This is a genomic window from Aeromonas sp. MR16, assembly GCF_022549315.1.
GTDB lineage: Bacteria > Pseudomonadota > Gammaproteobacteria > Enterobacterales > Aeromonadaceae > Aeromonas > Aeromonas aquatica.
The window spans coordinates 127,727-149,345 of record NZ_JAKZFK010000009.1; the positions used below are offsets into that span (position 1 = coordinate 127,727).

The following is a 21,619-nucleotide window of genomic DNA, read 5'->3' on the forward strand; positions in this document are numbered from 1 at the left end:
CTGTGCAATGGATGATCCGGTCATCCCGATCCGGTGTGGAGCAGGATGGCCGGACCACGGCTCAGGCTGGGGGCGAGCCCGCCTCCTGTCCGCTCGACAGAGTGAATCGACGGTGCCGAGTTCGGCTGCATCTCATCCCTATTCAGGCAGGAGTGGCACCCGCCTCCTGCTCGCTCGGCAGGGTGAGCCGCGCCGAGTCCGGCAGCGTCTCATCCTGGGGCCAGCGGGAGAGCAGGGTATCAGTGGTGCTCTCCACTACCTCGTCATCCTTGAACACAGGCTCCCGGTAGCAGCGGGTCATGCGCAGCGCCTGATACATGTCGGGACAGAGGGTGATCCCCTCGTCGCCGACCCGGATCCCCGCCTGCTTGAGCCACTGGCTCATCTGGCCGTGGCGACCGGCCATCACCATGTGGATGCCACGCCGCTTGAGCTCCTTGTGCAACTCACCCACCATGCTCATCACGCTGATGTCCTGATGGGTGAAGCAGGCGACGGCGTCGATCACCAGGCACTGAGGGCTATGGGGATCCTGCACCAGCAGCGCCAGTACTCGCCGCTTGAAGTAGGGGGCGTTGAAGTAGGTAAGCGGCGAGTTGAAGCGATAGACCAGGGTGCCGGGGATGGCCTTGGCCTGCTCGTTGTCTCCCAGAGTGCGCACCACCCCCTCGTCATCCATGCCGAGCAGTTGATCCGTCGGTCGCATCACGTTGCGCAGGAACTGGAACAGGCCCAGCAGGACGGCGAGGGTGATCCCCGGGATCACCCCCATGGTCAGCACGCTGACGAAGGTGATGAGGGCGAGCCAGAAGGCGGCTCTGTCCGAGTGACGCAGCCCCCAGAGGCCGCGAAAATCGGTCAGCGACAGGGAAGCCATCACCAGCACTACCCCGAGGGCGGCGGTGGGGATGTATTGCAGCGGTGCCGTCAGGTAGAAGGTGACCAGGGCGATGACGAGGGCGGCGATGATGGAGACCAGCTGGCTCTTGCCGCCGTTGGCGTCGTTGACTGCGGTGCGCGAATCGGCGCCGCTGATGGCAAAACCCTGGGAGAGGGCCGAGGCCAGGTTCGCCATCCCGAGCGCCCGGAACTCCTTGTCCGCATCGATCTCGTAACCGTTCTTGGCGGCGAAGCTGCGGGCGGTGAGCATCATGGAGACGAAACTCACCATGGCGAGGTTCAGGGCCGGCAGCACCAGCTCACGCATCAGGCCGGGGGGAAACTCCGGCATCTGGAAGTCGGGCAGGCCGGAGCCGATGGCCCCCAGGGTGGCGATGTCGAAGCGGGCGAGATCCAGCGCCCATACCAGCGCCGCCGTCACCACCATGGCCACCATGGAGGAGGGCCAGGATGGCTTGAAACGCTTGGCGAGCAGCAGGGTGAGCAGGGCCGTCAAACTCATGGCCAGGGTCGGCAGGTGGGTCTGGGTAATGTAGTCGGTGCCATTCAAGATCCGCTCTATCAGGTAACGTTCGCTGAAAGTGAAGCCGAAGATCTTGGAGAGCTGGCCCACCATGATGGTGATGGCCACCCCGTTGAGCAGTCCCATCAGGATGGGGCGGGAGAGAAAGTCCGCCAGCACCCCCAGCTTGAAGCGGCTGGCGATCAGGCACCAGAAGCCGGTCATGGCGGTCATGGTCATCACCAGTTGCCACTGGCGGGTGGCGTCCCCTGCGGCGAGCGGCGTCACCACGGCGGCGATCACCGCGCAGGTGGCGGCGTCCGGGCCGACGATGAGCTGGCGGGAGGTACCAAACAGGGCGTAGACCAGCATGGGTAGGATGCAGGAGTAGAGGCCGACGATGGCGCCGACCCCGGCGAGCTCCGCATAGGCGATGGCCACGGGCAGTGCCACGGCGGCCACCGACAGGCCTGCGCGAAGGTCCGGCACCAGCCAGGCCCGCTGATATTGCAGCAGGGCGGCGAGGCCCGGCAGCCAGCGTTCGAGAGAGAAGAAGTCGCGCATTATTTAACCCATTGAGTTATAAACAGCTTTTGGCTCTAGTGTGCCCAAGGTTGTCGAAGCATTGCAACGCCGTTATGGCCAGGTCACCGCAAGGTCGGGCCAGATGGCCTGCCAGCCCTTGTCGAGGACGCGCCGCACGAACACCTGGCTTTCCTTGCGGCATCTGGGGTTGGCGTCCACTCGCAGTGACCAGTTATGACCAAAGCCATAAGGTGCCAGCCATTCGAACTCGTCGCTGGGCAGTAACCTGACCCCGATACAGGTGGGGATCTGAGGGCCGACAGCGAGCTGACGAAGGGGGGCACCTGCTGCCGCACATGCATGCGGGCCTGGTTGCGCACCTCCCAGCACTGAGCCGGCAATCGGGCCGCAAGCCAAGCCTCGTGATCGGCCTCCGCCAGCCCTTGGGGATCACTGGCATCCAGATAGATGAGGTCGATGTCGTTGAGGGGGGTTGGCTCGGACTTGTGGTGCAGATGATCCCAGACGAGATTTCGCACGAAGCCGGCACCCAGCGCCCAGTCGGGCAGGGCCAGCTCCCGTGCCGCCCGCAGGCAGGCCATGCGTGTTGAGTCGGCCCGCAGCAAGGCTTCGGTCTGTGTCTGCAGCAGTTGCTCCGTCACCGCCTCCGGCCCGGTTTGCGTCGGGATCCGCAGTTGCGCCTCAGTTTCCATTGCGGCGCAACCAGACATCTATGTAGCTGCAGGTGGGGATGATGGTCAGCCCCTGTGCCTGGCTCCAGTCGTAGAAGCTGCGCGCCAGCCGATCGGCGATCCCTTTCCCCCTCAGTTCCGAGGGGACTTGGGTGCTGTAGGCCTCGACGGTGCTGGCATCCAATCGGCGATAGGCGAGGCGGGAGAGCTGGCCGTCCACCACGCAGACGAACTGCTGCTGGTCGGGCTGATGAAGGATGTCACTCATGTTGGCTCCTCGAACGATGAGAAAAATGATCAGAGCACGCTGGCGACACTTTGCCAACCGGGCTTTTTGCCCGCCCCCGCTTCGTCGGCGAAGGGCGCTCCCTTACACTGGCTCCGCCTGCAAATGGCCGATAGCCCAAGGTATAGAACAGTTAACAGAGGATGGATCCCGTTATGGCCTTCGCCACCCTGGACAGCCTGATTGGCAATACACCGCTGCTGCGGCTGCAGCGCATCAATCCCCATCCCGGGGTGACCCTGCTGGTGAAACTGGAGGGCAACAACCCCGCCGGTTCGGTCAAGGACAGGCCGGCCCTCAACCTCATCCGGGCGGCGGAGGCGAGTGGTCACTTATCGCCAGGCGACAGGCTGATTGAGGCCACCTCCGGCAACACCGGCATCGCCCTGGCCATGGTGGCGGCGGTGCGGGGCTACCGGATGCGGCTCATCATGCCGAGCACCATGAGCCAGGAGCGGCGCGATGCCATGCTGGCCTATGGCGCCGAGCTGGTGCTGGTGGACGATGGCATGGAAGGGGCGCGAGACCTCGCCCTGGCCATGCAGGCGCGGGGCGAGGGGCTGGTGCTGGATCAGTTCAACAACCCGGCCAACCCGGATGCCCACTATCTGTCGACCGGCCCCGAGATCTGGCACCAGAGCGAGGGGGCAATCACTCACTTCGTCTCCGCCATGGGCACCACAGGCACCATCATGGGGGTCTCCCGCTACCTCAAGGAACAGAACCCGGCCATCGAGGTGATCGGCCTGCAACCGGCAGAGGGGAGCCAGATCCCGGGGATCCGTCGTTGGCCCGCCGCCTACCTGCCCACCATCTTCGAGCCCGCGCGGGTGGATCGGGTGCTGGACGTGACGCTCGACGAGTCGCTGGCCATGATGCGCCGGTTGGCGCGGGAAGAGGGGATCTGTTGCGGGGTCAGCTCGGGGGGCGCCGTCGCCGGTGCCCTGCGGGTGGCGGTAGAGCTCACCCAGGGGGTGGTGGTGGCCATCATATGCGATCGGGGGGATCGCTACCTCTCCACCGGGGTCTTCACGCCGACCGCGTGATCCTTCAGGCCATGCTCGAAGGCCGTGGCGGGTGCGGCGCCGGCATGGTCCGGGATCTTGCCTTGTGTCGATGAGCCGATCGGCGCCTCATTCCCACAGTTGCTCCAGCAGCGCCAGCAGCTGCTCCCTGTCGGCATCCTTGCGGTTGTAGAGCAGGGCGCCGTCGTTGATGGCGAGATCCCGGATCTCGGTGAGCACGGATCTGTCTGTCACCCCCGCCTCCGCCAGGGTGCGCGGCAGCCGCACCGCCTGCCACAGGCTGTCGCGCAGGGCACAGATCGCATCGAGGCTGGCCTGCGGTCGCAGGGCGGCCGGGGTGACGGCGAAGCGCTCGGCCCCCACCAGTGGCAGCAGCAGGCGGGCCAGCTCCGGGTCTATCTCGGGCCTGTTGTAGTCGAGCACAGTGGGCAGGAAGAGGTTCATGCACAGGCCGTGGGGCAGGTGGCAGCGGGCCCCCAGGCTGTGACCGAGGGCGTGCACCAGCCCCACCATGGAGTTGGAGAAGGCCATGCCCGCCAGGGTGGAGCCCTCCGCCAGTTGCAGCCGCAACGCCGGATCCTGCGGGCGCACCAGCACCTGCGGCAGGGCGCTGGCTATCTTCTCCACCGCTCCCAGGGCCAGGGCGTCGCTGACCGGATTTTTGGCGTTGCCGATGAGGGCCTCGATGGCGTGGGTCATGGCATCCATGGCGGTGGCGGCGGTGATGGGCAGCGGCAAGCTCTGGGTGAGGCGCGGGTCCAGCACCGCCAGTCGGGGCAGCAGGAAGGGGGAGGTGAAGGGCACCTTGCGCCCGCTCCCCTCGTCCCTGATCACCGCGACCTGGGTGACCTCGGAGCCCGTACCCGCCGTGGTCGGCACCACCGCCAGTGGCTTGAGCGGCCGGGTCAGGCTGTCAGCCCCGGCATGATCCAATAACCGCTCCCCCCCCAAGGTGGCGAGGATGTTGACCGCCTTGGCGGTGTCGATGACGGAGCCGCCGCCGAGCGCCACCAGACTGTCACACCCCAGCTCTCTGTAACGGGCGGCGATCTGCTCTACCACGGCGGTGGAGGAATCCGCCGGGATCTCGTCCCAGCAGGCCACCACGGGCAGGCCGCCTTCGGCCAGCAACCGGGTCACCAGGCCGGCCAGCCCGCTGCCGCCGACCCCCTTGTCGGTGAGCAGCAGCGGACGCGCCGCCCCCAGCGCCCGCAACTCGCCGGCCAGCTGCTCCAGCGCCTGCTCCCCCGCCATCAGCTTGACCGGGCAGAAGAAATCGTAATAGCGACTCATCTTGTTCATCCTCGTGTTCAACCGGTCAACAGACCCAGGTAGATGCGACCCGCGCGGCTCAGCTTGTGAGACGGATTGGGGTAGTGGCGCAGCAAGGGCCGCACCATGAAGGCGGGCAGGATCAGGGCCTGCAGCTGTTCCAGCGCGCGCACCAGGTGCATGGCGACCACCAGATCTCCCTCCACCAGCAGCCGGTTCTCGCAGAAGGCCTGATTGATGCCGAGGCGAAAGCTGAGCACCCGGAAGGCGATGGCGGGGTGCTTGAAGCAGACGCGCAGCGAGTGAGGCGCCGGCGTGGCGGGGGGGCCGCAGCGCCAGCGTCCGGCCGCCTTGTGGAGGGTAAGCCGATGGCGCAGCCCATGTACTTCCAGCCGGATGCAGAGCCCCTCCGGCAGGGGGGCCAGCTCGCGGCGCACCGCCTCGTCGATCCGGGCGGCGCGGCACAGGGTTCGGCCGATGATCCAGAGCAGGGCGATGATCCAGCCGCGGCGTCCGGCGGCGAGCAGGGTATCAAGCATCATCTAGGGTCCCCGAAATGGCAGACCAGAACAGGGCGAAGGCGCTGGCTTGCCAGTGAGAGTCTTGCCCGAGCTCAGGACTGTCGACAAACAGCGAGGCGCAGGCCAGAAACTGGCTCTGACACACCTCCAGCATCAGGGCCTCGGGGGCCGGCATCAGCTCGCCGCTGGCCTGGCCCTGGCTCAGCAGGCGCGGCAGGAAGCGCAGTGTCTCCCCCAGGATCTGGCTGCGCAGGGGTCTGGCCAGCAAGGGGGAGTGGAAGAAACCCAGCACGAACTTGAGCTCGTGGGGGTGGGCCTGCATCCAGCCCATCGCCTGGCGCCAGTAGTGGCGTGCCTGCTCCTTGAGGGGCAGGGCGGGATCCGCCTCGCTGATGGCGGCGCCTAGGCGCTGTTTGACGTCCTGATAGAGCTGCTGGATCAGCAGCTCCTTGCTCGGAAAGTGATGAAACAGGGTACCGTTTGCCACCCCGGCGGCCCGGGCGATGCGGGCGGTGGCGGCGCCCTGCAGGCCATCCTCGGCGCACAGGGTGAGGGCGGCATCCAGGATCTGGCGGCGCTTGTCGGTCATGGGGCTCTCCTAGCGCAGCAGCAGGGTCATCATCAGCCGCTGATACCAGCGCCGATAGGGGGGATGGACCAGGGAGCCGGTGCTGAACTTGCCACGGCGCAGCACCGTCTTGGCCTTGGAGAAGGTGAGGAAGCCCTCGTGCCCATGGTAATGGCCCATGCCGGAGGCGCCGATGCCGCCGAAGGGGGCATCGTCCGCCGCCACCTGGAACAGGCTCTCGTTGATGGCCATGCCGCCGGCGTGGGTCTCCCGGATGAGCCGCGTCTGCAGCGCCGGGTCCAGGCTCATCAGATAGAGCGCGAGGGGGCGGGGCCGCGCCGCTATGTAGGCGAGCGCCTCGTCGAGGCTGTCGTAGGGCACCAGCGGCAACAGCGGGCCGAAGATCTCCTGCTGCATCAGCTGGCAATGGCCGGGCACCTCGGTCAGCAGGTGGGGCACCAGCCGCCGGGTGGCGTCATCCCGGGCGGGGTAGGCGCAGGCATGTAGCTGTGCCCCCGCCTGCTCCGCCTCCGCCAGCCAGGTGGTGAGGCGCTCATACTGGCGGGCATTGATGATAGCGCCGTAATCCGGGCTGCCGAGTCCCTTGGGATAGAGTCGGCTGAAGTGGCGCTGGTAGGCCTTGATGAAGGCCTGCTCCTGCCCCCGTGGCAGCAGCACATAGTCGGGGGCCACGCAGATCTGGCCGGCGTTCAGGCTCTTGCCGAAGATCATCCGCTCCACCGCCAGGGTCATGGGCATGTCGGGGGCGATGAGGCAGGGGCTCTTGCCACCGAGCTCCAGGGTGAGCGGGGTGAGCTGGGGGGCGGCGGCAGCCATCACCAGCTTGCCCACGGCGGTCGAGCCGGTGAACAGCAGATGATCGAAGGAGAGGGCGCTGAAGGCGGCCGCCAGCCTGGCATCCCCCTCGATGACGAGCACCTCGTCGTCGGTGAAGGCCTGAGCCAGCAGGCTGCGCAGCACGGCATTGGTATGGGGGGTGAACTCGGAGAGCTTGAGCATGGCGCGGTTACCGGCGGCGATGGCGCCGATGAGGGGGCCGAGGCTCAGCATCACCGGGAAGTTCCAGGGCACCATGATGCCGACCACCCCGAGCGGCTGGTAATGCACCTCGACCCTGGCGGGGGCCAGCAGCAGTCCGGCGTGGCGGCGTTGGGGTTTCATCCAGCCCTTAAGCCGCTTGAGGCTGTAGTTGATCTGCATGACGCAGGGCAGGATGTCGGCGATCAAGGAGTCATAGTCGCTGCGCTGACCATAGTCCTTTGCCAGGGCCTCGCACAGGGGCTGTTGATGGGCGAGCAGGGCGCGCTTGAGTTGCAGCAGTCGAGTGCGACGCTCATCCAGGCTCGGCATGGGATGGGCCTGGTAGGCCTGCTTGAGGCGGAGCAACTGCCCGGGCAGGGAGAACTTGTCGGTTGAGGACTGCATTCGTATCGCTTCCATGGCATGCTCCGCTCGAAAAATGGCCGACTGATTAGTCGGTCTGACTCTAACGCCTTGTTGCCACATTGTAAATATCCTCTCCGGGGCCAGGGTGTGGGTCGGGTCAGGGGCCTTGGAAACTGTGCTCGGCGCCACAGTTCCAGGGGATCTCGATTGGTGGTTTATCCAACAAGGGTAGTTTTTAGTTATCAACTACATGGAGAGCAGCATATGACCAGGGAACTGCACAGCCTGTTGGCCCGGCTGGACGATGTGATCGAGCGGATGCCGGAGTGCTTCAACACCTATGAGTTAGCCCAGAAGCTGGCGTCGCGGCATCAGCGCGAATATTTCGCCGCGGGCCACTCCCTGGCCGAGCAGGAGAAGAACCTGTTGCGGCTGCTCCATGAGAAGATTGCCGAGGCGCTGGCCACCAGCGGCGGGGTGATCGAAGGGGCCCTGTTGCCCTGCGTGACTCCCTGGGGCGAGCGGGCTGTCTCACCGCGCTGGCACCGCAAGCACTGAGTCGGTGAACATCCAATGGAAAAAGGCCCGTCGGGGCCTTTTTCGTTATCACGCTTTCGTCTTCAAGCAATGGCTATTGCGTCAGGCGCCTGGCCTGCCAGTAGCGGCTGTTCCAGTAGACGTTGTCGAGCCGGGAGCGGATCACCCCCTTGCTGGTGGAGGTATGGATAAACTCCCCCGCCCCGGTGTAGATACCGACGTGATACTGTTGCCAGCCGGTCTTGAAGAACACCAGATCGCCATATTGCAGGCGGTAGCGATCCACCGGCTTGCCGAGGTTGGCCTGGGATTCGGTGGTCCTGGGCAGCTCGAATCCCAGCACATGCTGGTAGGCGAGCTGGGTGAAGGCGGAGCAGTCGAGGCCGGCTCTGTCCGTGCCGCCCATGCGATAAGGGACGCCGCGCCACTGCTGGTAGAAGCCATCGAAGGCGCCACTCTGGCGCGGGGGCGGCGGCTCGGGCGTGCTGGAGCAGGCGGTGATCAGCAGGGCCAGCAGGGGCGGCAACAAGGTGCGAAACATCGGAACTCCTTGATAGGACACGCGACTTATCATAGCCAGTGTTGCTGCCTGGAACCTGAATGCCGATAACATAATTGCCCGCCTCGCGCAGAAAAGGGGCTGCTGACAGCCGGCTATTCAGCCGGCCGCCTTGGGTTCTATCAGTGGTGTGAGCAGCTCGGCGAGCTTGTAGAAGGTCTGCACCCTGGTCGTGCTGGGGCGCCACACCAGGCCAATCTCGCGGTAGGGTTTCTCTCCCGGCAGGGGAATGGCCACCAGATCCGAGTTGTCGAGAATGCCCGCATCGATGGCCATCTGCGGCAAGAAGGTGGTGCCAAGGCCGGCACCCACCATCTGCACCAGGGTGTGGAGGCTGGTGGCGGCGAAGGGGTTGATCTTGCTCTTGTCTCGCAGCCGGCAGGCGCTCACCGCATGCTCGGTCAGGCAGTGCTCCCGCTCCAGCAGGAAGATGCTCTGATTGGGCAGCTCCTTGTAGTCGAACGGCATGTGCAGGCCCGCCGCCATGTGGGACGGCATCACCATGTGGAAGGGATCTATGCCCACCATCTTGCTGTGAAAACCGCCGATCTCCACCGGCAGCGCCAGGATCAGCAAGTCGAGCTGACCCTGCTCCAGCTGCTTGAGCAGGTTGGTGGTGGTGTCTTCCCGCAGCAGCAGCTCCAGCTCGGGATACTCTTTGCCGCACACCTGCAGCAGCTTGCTGAGCAGGAAGGGGGCTATGGTGGGGATGCAGCCGAGCCTGACCGTGCCGTGCATGACGCCGCCCTGCTGCTGGCCGAGTTCCATCAGATCCCGGGCGTCGGACAGCAGGTTGCGTGCCCGCGCCACTATCTCCATGCCGACCGGCGTCATGATGAAGCTCTTGTGATCCCGCTCCACCAGTTGCAGGTTCATCATGTCTTCCAGAGTCTGGATCCCGGTACTCAGGGTGGACTGGCTGACATGGCAGGCCTTGGCGGCGCGGTTGAAGTTCTTGTGCTCATCGAGAGCGACCAGATATTGCAGCTGTTTCAGGCTGGGCCAACGTTGCATAAGGGGAACCCGATCGTTGCTATCTATTTGATTTCATTAATCTACCATTGGGAGCGCAATTTGTCGCCGTGATTAGGCGCGCGCCTCGCGCATGGCAGTGTGTGTGAGTCATCCCGCAAGCGGCTGAAATGATGAGAATTACCTGCCCGCAGGCAGAGCCGCTCTGGCAGCTTATCTCCTTCTCCTGCGCCGTTGAAGCGCCCCGGTGAGGGGATGTGATGGGGATCTGCATAGTGCTTATGGCGCCGCATTCAGCCCAGGCTATCAGGCCGCTACCGGCATAAAAAAACGCGCCGGCGGGCGCGTTTTTGCTGGGTACAGACAAGGGTTGCCTAGTCGTCAAAGATACCGAAGTGATCCTTGGCAAAGTTGACCCGCTGCTCCACGTTCATCTTGACCTGGCCGAGCTTCTCGATGGTCTTGAGGTTAGGCACCAGGCCACGGCCGTTGGCGATCTGGATGGCGAGACCGGGACGGGCGTTGAGCTCCAGCAGCATGGGGCCACGGAACTTGTCGAGCACCATGTCGGTGCCGATGTAGCCGAGGCCCGACATCTCGTAGCAGGAGGCCGCCAGCGTCAGCAGGGTATCCCAGTGGGGCACCTTGAGATCGTAGAGATCGAGGCCGGTATCCGGGTGGTGGCGCAGCGGGTTGCCAAATTGCACCGCCCGCAGCGCGCGGCCGGTACGCAGGCACAGACCCACTCCCACGGCGCCCTGGTGCAGGTTCGCCTTGCCGTCGGAAGCGGCGGTGGAGAGGCGCATCATGGCCATCACCGGGAAGCCCTTGAAGATGATCACCCGGGCATCGGGTACCCCTTCGAACGAGTAGCCGTCGAACACGTCATCGAAGTTGATGAGGCCTTCCACCAGCGCCACGTCGGGCTTGCCGCCGAGGGAATAGAGACCCGCCAGGATGTTGGAGACATGACGCTCCAGATCCTGACCATTGCTGGCGCTGCCGTTGGGTTTGTAGAACAGGCCGTCTTCCTGGCGCAGGATCACCAGGATCCCCTTGCCGCCGGAGCCGCGGGCCGGCTTGATGCAGAAGCCAGGCCAATCCTTGACCAGCGTCGTGATCCGGGTCACGTCGTGTTGCTCGCGGATGGTGCCGATGAGTTCCGGCACCGTGACCCCTGCATCCAGCGCGATGCGCTTGGTCTGCAGCTTGTCATCCACCAGCGGGTAGAGGCTGCGCGGGTTGTAACGGCTGATGTAGGAGTGGTTGCGCTTGTTCATGCCGAGGATGCCTGCCTGGGACAGGCTCCACGGACTGGTGTATTTCTGCCAGAACCACATCTGTTACTTGTCCTTACCCGGGGTACTGCCGGACTTCATCTCGTCCACCAGCGGCTTGAAGCGCTTGAGTTCGCTCAGCTTGTAGCCGGTGTAGTTACCCATCAACAGCACGGTCGCCATCAGCACCAGTTGTAGGCCGAGGAAATTGAAGGTCAGGTGACGAATGAGCTCGTTATCCATGGCCAGGTAGGCGATCACCGCCACCAGCAGGGAGCCTCCGCCCTGGCGTACCACCTCTTTGGGACCCTCTTCTTCCCACAAGATGGACATCCGCTCTATGGTCCAGGAGAGGATGATCATCGGGAAGAAGGTGATCTTCATGCCGTCGGTCAGACCCAGCTTGAAGGCCAGGGCGGAGAAGACGCCGATCATCGAGATCACCATGATGATGATCGCCGATATTCGGGCCACCAGTAGCAAGTTGAGCCGCGACAGGTAGGATCGGATGATAAGGCCGGTGCCGACGATCAGCAGGAAGCCCACCAGACCTGTGATGAGCGAGGTCTGGATGAAGGCGACCGCGATCAGCACCGGCATGAAGGTACCCGAGGTCTTGATACCGACCAGCACCCGCAGGAACACCACCATCAGGACGCCGATGGGGATCAGCAGCAGGCCCTTGAACAGTGCCTGCTCTTCCAGCGGCAGGCTGTGGATGGAGAAGTTCATGATCTCGGACTTCTCGAACTTCTGCGCCAGCGCCACGTTCACTGGTTGCTCCTGCTCGATCATCGAGAAGGTCACGCGGGAGTTGTGGCCGCCGGTCACGTCAAGCAGGGCGCCCGAGTTGTATTCCCACAGCAGCAGGTTGGCCGGTTGGCCCTGTTCGCCGGTCTGGGGGTTGAACAGCTTGTAATCGGTCGGGCTGTTGAACACTTGCAGATAGTCGATCAGCTCCTGGCGACGGCGACCGTCTTCCAGGTTAAGGGCATGCACCACCCGGGCAGGGACTTCGGCGTTGTTGAGCAGCTCGGCAATCAGGTTGGCACGGCTCTTGTGCGATTTCAGCAGCTCGGCGTTCTGCTCCTGCTTCTCGATCTCCTTGATGATCTCGCGCGTCAGGGTGTAGCCGTCGGCGGAGCGCTCCTGGGCCCGCTCCAGGATCTGCTTCATCGCGGTGGCGTAGGGCTCACTCTCGATCTGCTTCTCGATGGCCGGAGGCTGGGGATTGGCGGCCGGTTTGGCATTGGCGTCGGCCATCATGTCAACCCGGTAGTAGAGCTCCTGGCGGCCGGAGGCGGTACGAATGGACCACTCGGCGCGGGCGTCACCGTCCTTCTCGACAAACGACAGGCCGTAGCCGGGGCTGGCGGCGTTCTCGTTCATCAGGGTGAAGTTGGGCTGGGTACCCGGGATGGCGAGGGAGGCGATGACAGGCTCACCGGTCGCCTCGAATTCGAGCTTGGCTTCGATGGACCAGATCTGACGTTTCTCGCCCGGCGTGAGCGGCACGTCCAGCGCGACATGGTGATAAAACGTCATTCCCAGGCCGACAATGTACAGCAGGGCGACCAGCAAATAGAACGGCTTACGGGAAACCATGGATTATTTTACATCCTTGAGCTTGGGTTTTGGTTGGATATATTCACGGGCCACGTCGACCACGGCGATGTCCTTCAGGAATTCACGGCCCAGCAGCACGGGGAAGGTCATGTCGCTGCGATCTTTCAAGGTAAATTCGGCCTTCTCGGTCATGTCGCCGATGCGGACCGTGAGGCGTACCACCGGACGGCGGTCGAGATCGTCGGCGGAAGCCTGACGCACCCGCACATGGCGCACCAGCGGCGCTTCGATCTGGATCTTGTCGTCCATCTCTTGATGGCTCAGGAAGAAGCGCACCCAGTTCTTGCCGTTGCGCTCGAAGATGGTGATCTCCTGGGCGCTGATGGAGGAGGTGGTGGCACCGGTATCGACCCGCGCCTGGAAGGCGTCGTTGGCGGCATCGACCCAGATCCACTCGGCTTCACCCACCAGCAGCTTGCCATCGACGGTGTGACCCTGGCTCGGGGCCGCGCACTTCTCTGTCGGGATCACCATGGGCTTGGGTGGCTCGGGTGGCAGGGTAGCCAGCTTGCTGTCGACTTTATTCACGGACTCTTTCATGTTGGTGACATCGGTGTTGAGCTGAACCAGCAGGTGCTGTTGCTGCACATACTGCTTCTGTTGCTGTTCCATGGATGTTTGCAGGCGTTGTTCGCTCAGGGCAATCTCGTTGCGAATCTCGGCCAGCGTCAGGGTCGGAACCGGAGGCGCTTTCTCCATACTGACACACCCGCCGAGACTGAGCAGGGAGAGCAGGGTCATTCCTTTTAATTTGCTTTTCATGTCATTCATTTAACTGTGCTTCCTGGAATTGGGTCAGTGTAACTTCCGCAGGCGCCATCGGCTAGTCTTTGGCCTTCCTGGCGATCAGTACGGCACGTTTGGGTGCCGGATATCCTTCCACCGTGAGTGCCGGATCTGCGGGGTCCAGGTAGTCACTCAGGGACTCATTAATCATCCAGTCTGTACGACGCTGTTCGTCGGTACTGGTCATATTCTCATCCACTATGCGCACGTCCTTGAAGCCACAGCGCTCGACCCACAACTTGAGCGCCGCGCTGGAGGGAATGAACCAGACGTTGCGCATCTTGCCGTAACGGTCGGTGGGCACCAGCACCTCGTTCACGCCGCCGTCGACCACCAGGGTCTCCAGCACCAGCTCGCCATCGTCCTTGAGCTGGTTGCGCAGCTGCTCGATGTGCTCGATGGGGGACTTGCGGTGATAGAGCACCCCCATGGAGAAGACGGTGTCAAAGGCCCGCAGCTCGGGCAGCTCCTGAATGCCGAGCGGCAACAGGTGGGCGCGCTGATCGCCTCCGGCGAAATGACGGATGGCCTCGAACTGGCACAGGAACAATGGGCTGGGATCGATGCCGACCGCGAGTTTGGCGCCGGCGCCAACCATGCGCCACAGGTGGTAGCCACTGCCACAGCCGACGTCCAGCACATAGCGCCCCGCGAGCGGGCTGATGTGGGGCAGTACCCGATCCCACTTCCAGTCGGAGCGCCACTCTGTGTCGATGTGGATGCCGTGGACATGGAAAGGTCCCTTGCGCCAGGGCATGAACTGGCGCAGCAGGCTCTCGGTCTTCTTGCGCTCGCCCTCGCTGAGGCTGTCATCGCTGCCGATCTCGACCCGGCTGTGCAGTTCGATATGGCCGGGGGCGACGGTGGGCAGCTTGTTGAGCGCCCGGTTCCAGCGCGGCAGATCCCCGTGCAGGTTGTCGTGCTGCCAGGCGTGCAGCTGGGCGGGCAGGCTATGCAGCCAGTGGCTCAGCCGGTTCTTGGCGATCAGTTGATAGAAGTTGGCAAAGTCGATCATGGCTTAGTTGGCGTCGCTGGCTTTGATGGCAATCATGGATCCGAAGTTGAAGCACTGGAACCAGAGATCCTGATGGACGAAACCGGCCGCGCGCAGGCGAGCCTGATGCACCGCCAGCGTGTCGGTGCGCATCACGTTCTCCAGGGCGTTGCGCTTCTGGCTTATCTCCAGTTCGCTGTAGCCGTTGGCCCGCTTGAAATCCAGATGCAGATCGATGAGCAGCTCGTTGACCTGGGCATCCTCGAAGCGGAACTTCTCGCTCAGGATCAGGATGCCGCCCGGGCGCAGGCCGTCGTGGATGCGTTTGATGAGGGCGGCCCGCTGCTCGGGCTCGACGAACTGCAGGGTGAAGTTGAGCACCACCACGGAGGCGTTCTCGATCTCGATGTCGCAGATGTCCGCTTCGACCAGCTCCACCGGCACCTCGGACTTGAAGCCGGAGAGGTGGGCGCGAGCGCGTTCGATCATGGGGTGGGAGAGGTCGACCGCGGTGATGGCGCAACCCGACTGGGTCAAGTTGCGGCGCATGGCCTGGGTGGCAGCACCGAGGGAGCAGCCAAGGTCATAGAGACGGCTGTCTGGCTGGGCGTAGCGGGCGGCCATCATGCCGATGGCGGAGATGATGTTGCTGTAGCCCGGTACGGATCGCTGGATCATGTCGGGGAAGACATCGACGACCTGTTCATCAAAACAGAAATCCCCAAGGCGAGCGATGGGGGCGGCAAAAATCTGGTCTTTGGTCTGCATGCTGGCGCAACCTGACAGCCGGTACAAGGGCCGGCTGTTTTGTTCAATGGAATCTTGGCTGGACGCTCATCGACAGGGCGTCGTCACCGGTTTGCAAACGGATGGCGGCCTTGAGATCCTTCGAGCCTGCCCCGTTCGAAACGGGCCATCGTCCTGGCCCTTTCTGTTGGACCGCATTGCCTGTTGCAACTTATTGCAACGGACTAATGCCCTGGCCCTTGTTGGGGACCGCCCCCTTTGTTGCAAACTGTTGCAACGGACGAGTGTCCGGGCCCTTATGTATGGGGCGCTAGTGTAGTGGATTGACTGGCGTTTGTCTTGACGCCAGGCCTGCCCTAGCCACAAAAAATCGGCTTTTTTTATGGCAAGCTGATGGTGGGCTAAAAGTTCAGCAGGCCCTGGCGCGCGCGATCGTTTTCCCCCGGCCAGGGGGCCATTTGGTGGCCGAGCAGACGGCTCACCTGGCGGGCCAGTTCCGGTGCCTGCACGTTGTCGGCGCTATGAATGAAGAGGTAGAGATCCTTGCCCTCGGCCAGCCACTGTTGCCAGTGAGGCAGCCAAGGGGGAAGGAAGGGGTGATTGTCCTCGGGGTGTGGAAGCCCGATAAGGCGCACCACGGGGGCATTGGCTGTGGCGAGCAGGTGCACCGGCAGCCTGGGTTTCTTGCCCTGGGCGTCAATCATGGCGGCCGTGGTGGCCTGCACCGAGAACAGCGGCCGGCTGTCGAGCATGATGCGGTTGACACCCCGCTCCATCAGCAGCCGATTGAGGGCACGCTCCGCCTCGCCCTTGGCGAAGAAATCGGGGTGACGCACCTCGAGGGCATAGGTGAACTCCCTGGGCAGGCGCTCGAAAAAGGCGGCAAGGCGCGGCAAGCCGGCGGGGCCGAAGCGGGCGGGCAACTGCAACTTGAGCAGCCCCAGCTTGTCGTGCAGCGGGCCGAGCAGGCGGATGAAGTTCGTCACCTGCTTGTCGGCACTCACCAGGTCGCTCTGGTGGCTGATGGTCTGCGGGAACTTGAAGCTGAAGCGAAAGTGGGCGGGCACCGCATCGGCCCAGCGCTGCACCGTTTCCGGGGTGGGGGAGGCGTAGAAGGTGGTATTGCCTTCCACCGTGTTGAACACCTGGGCATAGTGGGCGAGGTGGTCGGCGGGCTTGGCATTGACTCCCAACAGCTGACCGGGCCAGGCCGAATGTGACCACTGCGGCAGACCCAAATAGAGGCTCATTACGACTCCTGTCGGCGGATTTATCTTGTTTTGCTCTGCTTTTTGCGCCAGGACAAGAAAAAACAGGGCAAAGGAGGCTGCGGGCTATTTTACCCAAATAGGGGTTTTCCTCTATAATGCCAACCCTTTTGTTTGCCAATTTGTTGTGCCTCATGGGGTCGTGCGCCTATGGTGGCGACGATGGCGGCCATGAACTGGCTAAACAACGATGCTTGCCGATGTCCTCGCTCCGGCTCTTTGGCCCCTTACCGGTCACGCAGGGCGAGCCAACATGGGTGGCAAATCGTGGCGGCAAGCCTCCGGCTCAGAGGAGCCAGAGGGTACGAGATTGATTTCAAACCGGGTAAGAAGCAGGATCTGGCCAGCTGTGAGACAGGCGGTGCTTGCCAGTCGTGCCCGGCGACCCAAAACCGTCTCTCTACCATTTCGAAGGAAGAAGTCCATGCGCTCTATCTATTGCGGACAGGTCAATGAGGCCCATGCCGGGCAGACCATTACATTGTGCGGTTGGGTCCATCGTCGTCGTGACCTGGGCGGTCTCATCTTTATCGACATGCGCGACCGTGAAGGGATCGTGCAGGTGTTCTTCGATCCGGACAAGCCGGACGCCTTCGCCCTGGCCTCCGAGCTGCGTGGCGAGTTCTGCATTCAGGTGACCGGCGTGGTCCGCTCGCGCCCCGAGTCCCAGCGCAACAACGACATGGCCACCGGTGCCATCGAGGTGTTCGCCCACGAGTTGACCATCATCAACCGCTCAGAGCCCTTGCCGCTCGACTTCAACCAGACCAACAGTGAAGAGATCAGCCTCAAGTACCGCTATCTGGATCTGCGTCGCCCCGAGATGGCCAAGTACCTGAAGACCCGTGCCAAGGCCAGTGCCTTCGTGCGCCGCTTCATGGACGAGCAGGGCTTCCTCGACATCGAGACCCCGATGCTGACCAAGGCCACCCCGGAAGGGGCCCGGGATTATCTGGTGCCGAGCCGTGTCCACAAGGGCAAGTTCTACGCGCTGCCGCAGTCCCCGCAGCTGTTCAAGCAGTTGCTGATGATGTCCGGCTTCGATCGCTACTACCAGATCGTCAAGTGTTTCCGCGACGAAGACTTGCGCGCCGACCGTCAGCCTGAATTCACCCAGATCGACGTGGAGACCTCCTTCATGACCGCACCCCAGGTGCGCGAGCTGATGGAAGAGATGATCCGCCAGCTGTGGCAACACGTGCTGGCCGTGGATCTGGGCAACTTCCCGGTGATGACCTTCGACGAAGCCATGCGTCGCTTCGGCTCTGACAAGCCGGATCTGCGCCTGCCGATGGAGTTGGTGGACGTGGCCGATCTGCTGACCGAGGTGGAGTTCGCGGTGTTCGCCGGTCCGGCCAAGGATCCAAAAGGCCGCGTGGCGGCTCTGAAGGTACCGGGCGGCGCCGAACTGTCCCGCAAGCAGATCGACGAGTACACCAAGTTCGTCGGCATCTATGGCGCCAAGGGGCTGGCCTGGATGAAGGTCAACGCCGCGGCCAATGGCCTCGAGGGCGTTCAGTCTCCGGTCGCCAAGTTCCTGTCTGACGAGATCGTGCGCGAGATCCTGGCCCGCACCGGCGCGGCCGACGGCGACATCCTCTTCTTCGGCGCCGACAGCAAGAAGGTGGTGTGCGATGCCATCGGCGCCCTGCGCCTGAAGGTGGGTCGCGATCTGGGTCTGGTGGAGCAGTGCTGGAAACCGCTGTGGGTCATCGACTTCCCCATGTTCGAGGAAGACAGCGAAGGCGGCCTGGCGGCCATGCACCACCCCTTCACCGCCCCGAGCAACCTGGGCCCGGACGAGCTGAAGGTCAACCCGCTGGGTGCCTACGCCAACGCCTACGACATGGTGATCAACGGCTACGAAGTGGGTGGCGGTTCTGTCCGTATCCACAACAGCGAGATGCAGTCCACCGTGTTCGACATCCTGGGGATCACCCCGGACGAGCAGCGCCTGAAGTTCGGCTTCCTGCTGGATGCGCTGAAATACGGTACCCCGCCGCACGCCGGTCTGGCCTTCGGTCTGGATCGTCTGAGCATGCTGCTGACCGGTACCGACAACATCCGTGACGTGATTGCCTTCCCGAAAACCACAGCCGCCGCCTGTCTGATGACAGACGCCCCGAGCTTCGCCAACCAGGCCCAGCTGACCGAGCTGGCCATCGCCACCGTTGCCAAGGCCGAGGCTGAGGCGAAAGCCTGAGAACATGCTTAAGACCGGGTCGCTGCGCGGCCCGTATCCCATTGATTTAAAATTATAACGGAGAGTTTTTATGGCAGGTCACAGCAAATGGGCCAACATCAAGCACCGCAAGGCGGCACAAGACGCCAAGCGCGGTAAAATCTTCACCAAGCTGATCCGCGAGATCACCACCTCGGCCCGTATCGGCGATCCGGATCCGGCGAACAACCCGCGCCTGCGCGCGGCGGTGACCGCCGCCCTGACCAGCAACATGACCCGCGACACCATCAACCGCGCCATCCAGCGTGGCGCCGGTGGTGGCGATGGCGAGCAGCTCGAGACCATCGTCTATGAAGGCTATGGCCCGGCGGGCTCCGCCGTGATGGTGGAGTGCCTGACCGACAACCGTAACCGTACCGTGGCCGAGGTGCGTCATGCCTTCAGCAAGAGCGGCGGCAACCTGGGCACCGACGGTTCCGTGGCCTACCTGTTCAGCAAGAAAGGGCTGCTGACCTTCGTCGGCGTGGATGAAGATGCCCTGATGGATGCGGCGCTGGAAGCCGGTGCCGATGACGTGGTCACCGAAGAGGATGGCTCCATCGAGGTCTACACCACCCCGAACGATTTCGGTACCGTGCTGGACGCGCTGGAAGCCGCTGGCTTCAAGCCCGAGAACGCCGAAGTGACCATGATCCCGTCCACCGAAGCCGAGCTGGATGCCGAGACTGCCCCCAAGCTGATGCGTCTCATCGACATGCTCGAAGACCTGGACGACGTGCAGGAGGTGTATCACAACGGCTCCATCTCCGACGAAGTTGCCGCAACTCTCTAACTATCAGTCAGGGGGACGCGGGAGGGGGTATCACAACGAGACCACCTTCGACAAAGTTGCCGCAACTCTCTAACTATCAGTCAGGGGGACGCGGGAGGGGGTATCACAACGAGACCACCTTCGACGAAGTTGCCGCAACTCTCTAACTATCAGTCAGGGGGACGTACGCAGACGGTGATCCCTGTGATGCACTGAGTCCGTAACACGAATGCAAACGGCAGCCTTGGGCTGCCGTTTTTTTATATTTTATTTTTGTCTTGAAAGTGTCATTGGGATTCAATCTATTCCTTTTTTGGTCATCTCTTAATTCCCGCTTAAGTTTGCCTTCCTATGCTCACTCTGTATCCGGGCCGCTGTGCCCATCACCTTTCGTTTGCTCGGGATGAGAGACAGGTGACTGGGATGCCCAAAACTGAGCCCCCATGCAGGGCCTCAAGATCTACTGGCTTGTCGGAGTATTGTTATGCGTCTCACTCTGGGAGTGATGAAGGTCAATCTGTTGCTGGTGCTGTTGTTTGCACTGGTCTTCAACTGGCCCATCTTCCTGCACTTTTACCGTATTCTCACGGCCCTTGAGCACGTCAAGGCGGGCTTTGCCCTCTCGATCCCATTCGTGCTGATGGCGGCGCTCAATGCGGTCTTCCTGCCATTCACCTTCAAGTATCTGCTCAAGCCGTTCTTCATCCTCTTGATCATGACCGGCTCCATCGCCAGCTACGCCATGCTGAAATACGGCATCATCTTCGACGTGGGTATGGTGCAGAACATCATCGAGACCAACAGCGGGGAGGCGACCTCCTACCTCAATGGCTCTGTCATGCTCTGGTTCCTGCTGACCGCGGTGCTGCCGGTGCTGTGCCTGTTGGCGATCAAGATTGAATACCCGAGTTCCTGGCTCAAGGGGCTTGGCCTGCGCCTCGGGGGCATCGCCCTCTCCTTGCTGTTCCTGGTGGGGGTCGCCGCTCTCTATTATCAGGATTACGCCTCGGTCGGTCGCAACAACCACAGCATCGTCAAAGAGATAGTGCCTGCCAACTATGTGCGCGGCGTCTATCGCTACGCCCGGGACATCGTCTTCGCGACGCCCATCCCTTACGAGCCGATCGGTACCGATGCCAAGGTGGTGAGCAAGAGCGACAAACCGACCCTGATGTTTCTGGTGGTCGGCGAGACGGCGCGCAGCAAGAACTACTCTCTCAACGGCTACAAGAAAGAGACCAACGGCTTTACCAGCAAGGAGCAGGAGCTGGTCTCCTTCAAGGATGTGCGCTCCTGTGGCACCGCCACGGCGGTCTCGGTGCCCTGCATGTTCTCCAACCTGACTCGCCATGAATACGATGAGACCCTGGCCAAGTCACGGGACGGTCTGCTGGACGTGCTCCAGCACGCCGGTGTCTCCGTGCTGTGGAAGGAGAACGACGGCGGCTGCAAGGGGGTGTGCAACAACGTGCCCACCATCGAGATCGAGCCCAAGCAGTTCCCTCAATATTGCGAGGGGGACTCCTGCTATGACGAGGTGCTGTTGCAGGGGCTGGATCAGCAAATTACCGACATGAAGAGCGGTAACAAGGTGGTGGCCTTCCACCTGATGGGCAGCCACGGTCCGACCTATTACCGCCGCTACCCGACAGAGGATCGCTTCTTTACCCCCGACTGCCCGCGCAGCGACATCGAGAACTGCAGCAACGAGGAGCTGGTCAACACCTATGACAACACTATCCGCTACACCGACAAGGTGCTGTCCCAGCTCATCGAGAAGCTCAAGACCCTGGAGAGCCAGTACAACGTGGGGCTGGTCTATCTGTCGGATCACGGCGAATCCTTAGGGGCCATGGGGCTCTATCTGCACGGCACCCCCTACAAGTTCGCGCCGGATGATCAGACCCGGGTGCCGTTGCTGACCTGGTTCTCCCCCCAGTTGCAAAGCGACCGTCAACTGAACCAGGATTGCCTGCGTCAGGAGGCGGGCAGCAAGCGCTTCTCTCACGACAACCTGTTCCACTCCATGCTCGGTATCATGGATGTGCAGACCAAGGTGTACGACGGAGCGCTGGATATGTTCAAACCCTGCCGCGGGGGTTGAGTCTGAGCTGCTCCCACGACAACCTGTTCCACCCTGTGTCTGGGGATCATGGATGTGC

The 21,619-nt window shown here is 62.8% G+C and carries 19 protein-coding genes and 1 pseudogene; 5 read left to right on the forward strand and 15 right to left on the reverse strand.

The annotated features are described in order from the left end of the window. Nucleotides 1-142: 142 nt before the first annotated feature. From MM194_RS09330 to MM194_RS09340, 3 genes and pseudogenes are all read right to left on the reverse strand, one after another. Nucleotides 143-1,966 carry a SulP family inorganic anion transporter gene (locus MM194_RS09330; protein ID WP_033129284.1) on the reverse strand — a complete coding sequence of 608 codons (1,824 nt, stop codon included), beginning with the start codon at nt 1,964-1,966 and terminating at the stop codon, nt 143-145. Nucleotides 1,967-2,038: 72 nt separating this feature from the next. Beyond that, nucleotides 2,039-2,529: pseudogene (locus MM194_RS09335) on the reverse strand (nucleotidyltransferase family protein). A gap of 100 nt (nt 2,530-2,629) precedes the next feature. Further along, a complete protein-coding gene (locus tag MM194_RS09340; protein WP_241343417.1) occupies nt 2,630-2,887 on the reverse strand; it encodes a GNAT family N-acetyltransferase in 258 nt (85 codons plus the stop codon). 161 nt (nt 2,888-3,048) lie between these two features. On the opposite strand from MM194_RS09340, the gene cysM reads away from it, so the two are divergent. Further along, entirely contained in the window at nt 3,049-3,951 is a 903-nt protein-coding gene (cysM, locus tag MM194_RS09345) for a cysteine synthase CysM (RefSeq protein ID WP_241343418.1), read from the forward strand. 87 nt (nt 3,952-4,038) lie between these two features. On the opposite strand, the gene MM194_RS09350 is transcribed toward cysM, so the two are convergent. The 4 genes from MM194_RS09350 to MM194_RS09365 are packed head-to-tail and all read right to left on the reverse strand — an operon-like array spanning nt 4,039 to nt 7,752. Further along, nucleotides 4,039-5,223 (reverse strand): iron-containing alcohol dehydrogenase, encoded by a 1,185-nt coding sequence (locus MM194_RS09350; RefSeq protein ID WP_241343419.1) that lies wholly within the window; start codon nt 5,221-5,223, stop codon nt 4,039-4,041. Nucleotides 5,224-5,240: 17 nt separating this feature from the next. After that, complete coding sequence (locus MM194_RS09355; protein ID WP_241343420.1) at nt 5,241-5,744, reverse strand: SCP2 sterol-binding domain-containing protein; 504 nt, start codon at nt 5,742-5,744, stop codon at nt 5,241-5,243. Continuing rightward, nucleotides 5,734-6,312 (reverse strand): TetR/AcrR family transcriptional regulator, encoded by a 579-nt coding sequence (locus MM194_RS09360; protein WP_033129289.1) that lies wholly within the window; start codon nt 6,310-6,312, stop codon nt 5,734-5,736. Before MM194_RS09360 ends, MM194_RS09355 begins: the two co-directional genes overlap by 11 nt. Nucleotides 6,313-6,321: 9 nt before the next feature. Beyond that, nucleotides 6,322-7,752 carry a coniferyl aldehyde dehydrogenase gene (locus MM194_RS09365; protein WP_241343421.1) on the reverse strand — a complete coding sequence of 477 codons (1,431 nt, stop codon included), beginning with the start codon at nt 7,750-7,752 and terminating at the stop codon, nt 6,322-6,324. A gap of 210 nt (nt 7,753-7,962) precedes the next feature. Between MM194_RS09365 and MM194_RS09370 the strand changes: the two genes are divergently transcribed. Beyond that, complete coding sequence (locus MM194_RS09370) at nt 7,963-8,256, forward strand: hypothetical protein (protein WP_241343422.1); 294 nt, start codon at nt 7,963-7,965, stop codon at nt 8,254-8,256. Nucleotides 8,257-8,329: 73 nt separating this feature from the next. Here MM194_RS09370 and MM194_RS09375 read toward each other — a convergent pair whose 3' ends face one another. The 8 genes from MM194_RS09375 to MM194_RS09410 all read right to left on the reverse strand — a co-directional run bounded on the left by MM194_RS09375 (nt 8,330) and on the right by MM194_RS09410 (nt 16,446). Beyond that, complete coding sequence (locus MM194_RS09375) at nt 8,330-8,776, reverse strand: NlpC/P60 family protein (protein WP_033129292.1); 447 nt, start codon at nt 8,774-8,776, stop codon at nt 8,330-8,332. 117 nt (nt 8,777-8,893) lie between these two features. Then, nucleotides 8,894-9,808, reverse strand: coding sequence for a hydrogen peroxide-inducible genes activator (locus MM194_RS09380; protein WP_241343423.1), 915 nt, complete (start codon nt 9,806-9,808; stop codon nt 8,894-8,896). Between the two features lie 332 nt (nt 9,809-10,140). Continuing rightward, nucleotides 10,141-11,106, reverse strand: coding sequence for an alpha-L-glutamate ligase-like protein (locus tag MM194_RS09385; protein WP_033129294.1), 966 nt, complete (start codon nt 11,104-11,106; stop codon nt 10,141-10,143). Nucleotides 11,107-11,109: 3 nt separating this feature from the next. Then, nucleotides 11,110-12,648 carry an inactive transglutaminase family protein gene (locus MM194_RS09390; RefSeq protein ID WP_033129295.1) on the reverse strand — a complete coding sequence of 513 codons (1,539 nt, stop codon included), beginning with the start codon at nt 12,646-12,648 and terminating at the stop codon, nt 11,110-11,112. A 3-nt stretch (nt 12,649-12,651) separates the two neighbouring features. Further along, the gene (locus tag MM194_RS09395) at nt 12,652-13,410 is read right to left on the reverse strand and encodes an ATP-dependent zinc protease (protein WP_241343431.1); all 759 of its coding nucleotides are present in this window, start codon (nt 13,408-13,410) and stop codon (nt 12,652-12,654) included. Between the two features lie 82 nt (nt 13,411-13,492). Beyond that, entirely contained in the window at nt 13,493-14,470 is a 978-nt protein-coding gene (gene cmoB, locus MM194_RS09400) for a tRNA 5-methoxyuridine(34)/uridine 5-oxyacetic acid(34) synthase CmoB (RefSeq protein WP_241343424.1), read from the reverse strand. A gap of 3 nt (nt 14,471-14,473) precedes the next feature. Next, entirely contained in the window at nt 14,474-15,217 is a 744-nt protein-coding gene (cmoA, locus tag MM194_RS09405) for a carboxy-S-adenosyl-L-methionine synthase CmoA (RefSeq protein WP_241343425.1), read from the reverse strand. Between the two features lie 380 nt (nt 15,218-15,597). After that, entirely contained in the window at nt 15,598-16,446 is an 849-nt protein-coding gene (locus tag MM194_RS09410; protein WP_241343426.1) for a DUF72 domain-containing protein, read from the reverse strand. Nucleotides 16,447-16,888: 442 nt separating this feature from the next. Here MM194_RS09410 and aspS point away from each other — a divergent pair, with 442 nt between their 5' ends. The 3 genes from aspS (at nt 16,889) to MM194_RS09425 (ending at nt 21,561) form a co-directional block, all read left to right on the forward strand. Beyond that, nucleotides 16,889-18,667 carry an aspartate--tRNA ligase gene (gene aspS, locus MM194_RS09415; RefSeq protein ID WP_033129300.1) on the forward strand — a complete coding sequence of 593 codons (1,779 nt, stop codon included), beginning with the start codon at nt 16,889-16,891 and terminating at the stop codon, nt 18,665-18,667. 70 nt (nt 18,668-18,737) lie between these two features. Beyond that, nucleotides 18,738-19,478, forward strand: coding sequence for a YebC/PmpR family DNA-binding transcriptional regulator (locus tag MM194_RS09420; RefSeq protein ID WP_241343427.1), 741 nt, complete (start codon nt 18,738-18,740; stop codon nt 19,476-19,478). A gap of 463 nt (nt 19,479-19,941) precedes the next feature. Then, nucleotides 19,942-21,561 (forward strand): phosphoethanolamine--lipid A transferase, encoded by a 1,620-nt coding sequence (locus tag MM194_RS09425; RefSeq protein ID WP_241343428.1) that lies wholly within the window; start codon nt 19,942-19,944, stop codon nt 21,559-21,561. The last annotated feature ends 58 nt before the right edge of the window (nt 21,562-21,619 follow it).

Bases quoted from the DNA above. Each gene is read 5' to 3' on its own strand.
- MM194_RS09330 (WP_033129284.1), bottom strand. From the start codon at position 1,966: ATGCGCGACTTCTTCTCTCTCGAACGCTGGCTGCCGGGCCTCGCCGCC.
- MM194_RS09340 (WP_241343417.1), bottom strand. From the start codon at position 2,887: ATGAGTGACATCCTTCATCAGCCCGACCAGCAGCAGTTCGTCTGCGTG.
- cysM (WP_241343418.1), top strand. From the start codon at position 3,049: ATGGATCCCGTTATGGCCTTCGCCACCCTGGACAGCCTGATTGGCAAT.
- MM194_RS09350 (WP_241343419.1), bottom strand. From the start codon at position 5,223: ATGAGTCGCTATTACGATTTCTTCTGCCCGGTCAAGCTGATGGCGGGG.
- MM194_RS09355 (WP_241343420.1), bottom strand. From the start codon at position 5,744: ATGATGCTTGATACCCTGCTCGCCGCCGGACGCCGCGGCTGGATCATC.
- MM194_RS09360 (WP_033129289.1), bottom strand. From the start codon at position 6,312: ATGACCGACAAGCGCCGCCAGATCCTGGATGCCGCCCTCACCCTGTGC.
- MM194_RS09365 (WP_241343421.1), bottom strand. From the start codon at position 7,752: ATGGAAGCGATACGAATGCAGTCCTCAACCGACAAGTTCTCCCTGCCC.
- MM194_RS09370 (WP_241343422.1), top strand. From the start codon at position 7,963: ATGACCAGGGAACTGCACAGCCTGTTGGCCCGGCTGGACGATGTGATC.
- MM194_RS09375 (WP_033129292.1), bottom strand. From the start codon at position 8,776: ATGTTTCGCACCTTGTTGCCGCCCCTGCTGGCCCTGCTGATCACCGCC.
- MM194_RS09380 (WP_241343423.1), bottom strand. From the start codon at position 9,808: ATGCAACGTTGGCCCAGCCTGAAACAGCTGCAATATCTGGTCGCTCTC.
- MM194_RS09385 (WP_033129294.1), bottom strand. From the start codon at position 11,106: ATGTGGTTCTGGCAGAAATACACCAGTCCGTGGAGCCTGTCCCAGGCA.
- MM194_RS09390 (WP_033129295.1), bottom strand. From the start codon at position 12,648: ATGGTTTCCCGTAAGCCGTTCTATTTGCTGGTCGCCCTGCTGTACATT.
- MM194_RS09395 (WP_241343431.1), bottom strand. From the start codon at position 13,410: ATGACCCTGCTCTCCCTGCTCAGTCTCGGCGGGTGTGTCAGTATGGAG.
- cmoB (WP_241343424.1), bottom strand. From the start codon at position 14,470: ATGATCGACTTTGCCAACTTCTATCAACTGATCGCCAAGAACCGGCTG.
- cmoA (WP_241343425.1), bottom strand. From the start codon at position 15,217: ATGCAGACCAAAGACCAGATTTTTGCCGCCCCCATCGCTCGCCTTGGG.
- MM194_RS09410 (WP_241343426.1), bottom strand. From the start codon at position 16,446: ATGAGCCTCTATTTGGGTCTGCCGCAGTGGTCACATTCGGCCTGGCCC.
- aspS (WP_033129300.1), top strand. From the start codon at position 16,889: ATGCGCTCTATCTATTGCGGACAGGTCAATGAGGCCCATGCCGGGCAG.
- MM194_RS09420 (WP_241343427.1), top strand. From the start codon at position 18,738: ATGGCAGGTCACAGCAAATGGGCCAACATCAAGCACCGCAAGGCGGCA.
- MM194_RS09425 (WP_241343428.1), top strand. From the start codon at position 19,942: ATGCGTCTCACTCTGGGAGTGATGAAGGTCAATCTGTTGCTGGTGCTG.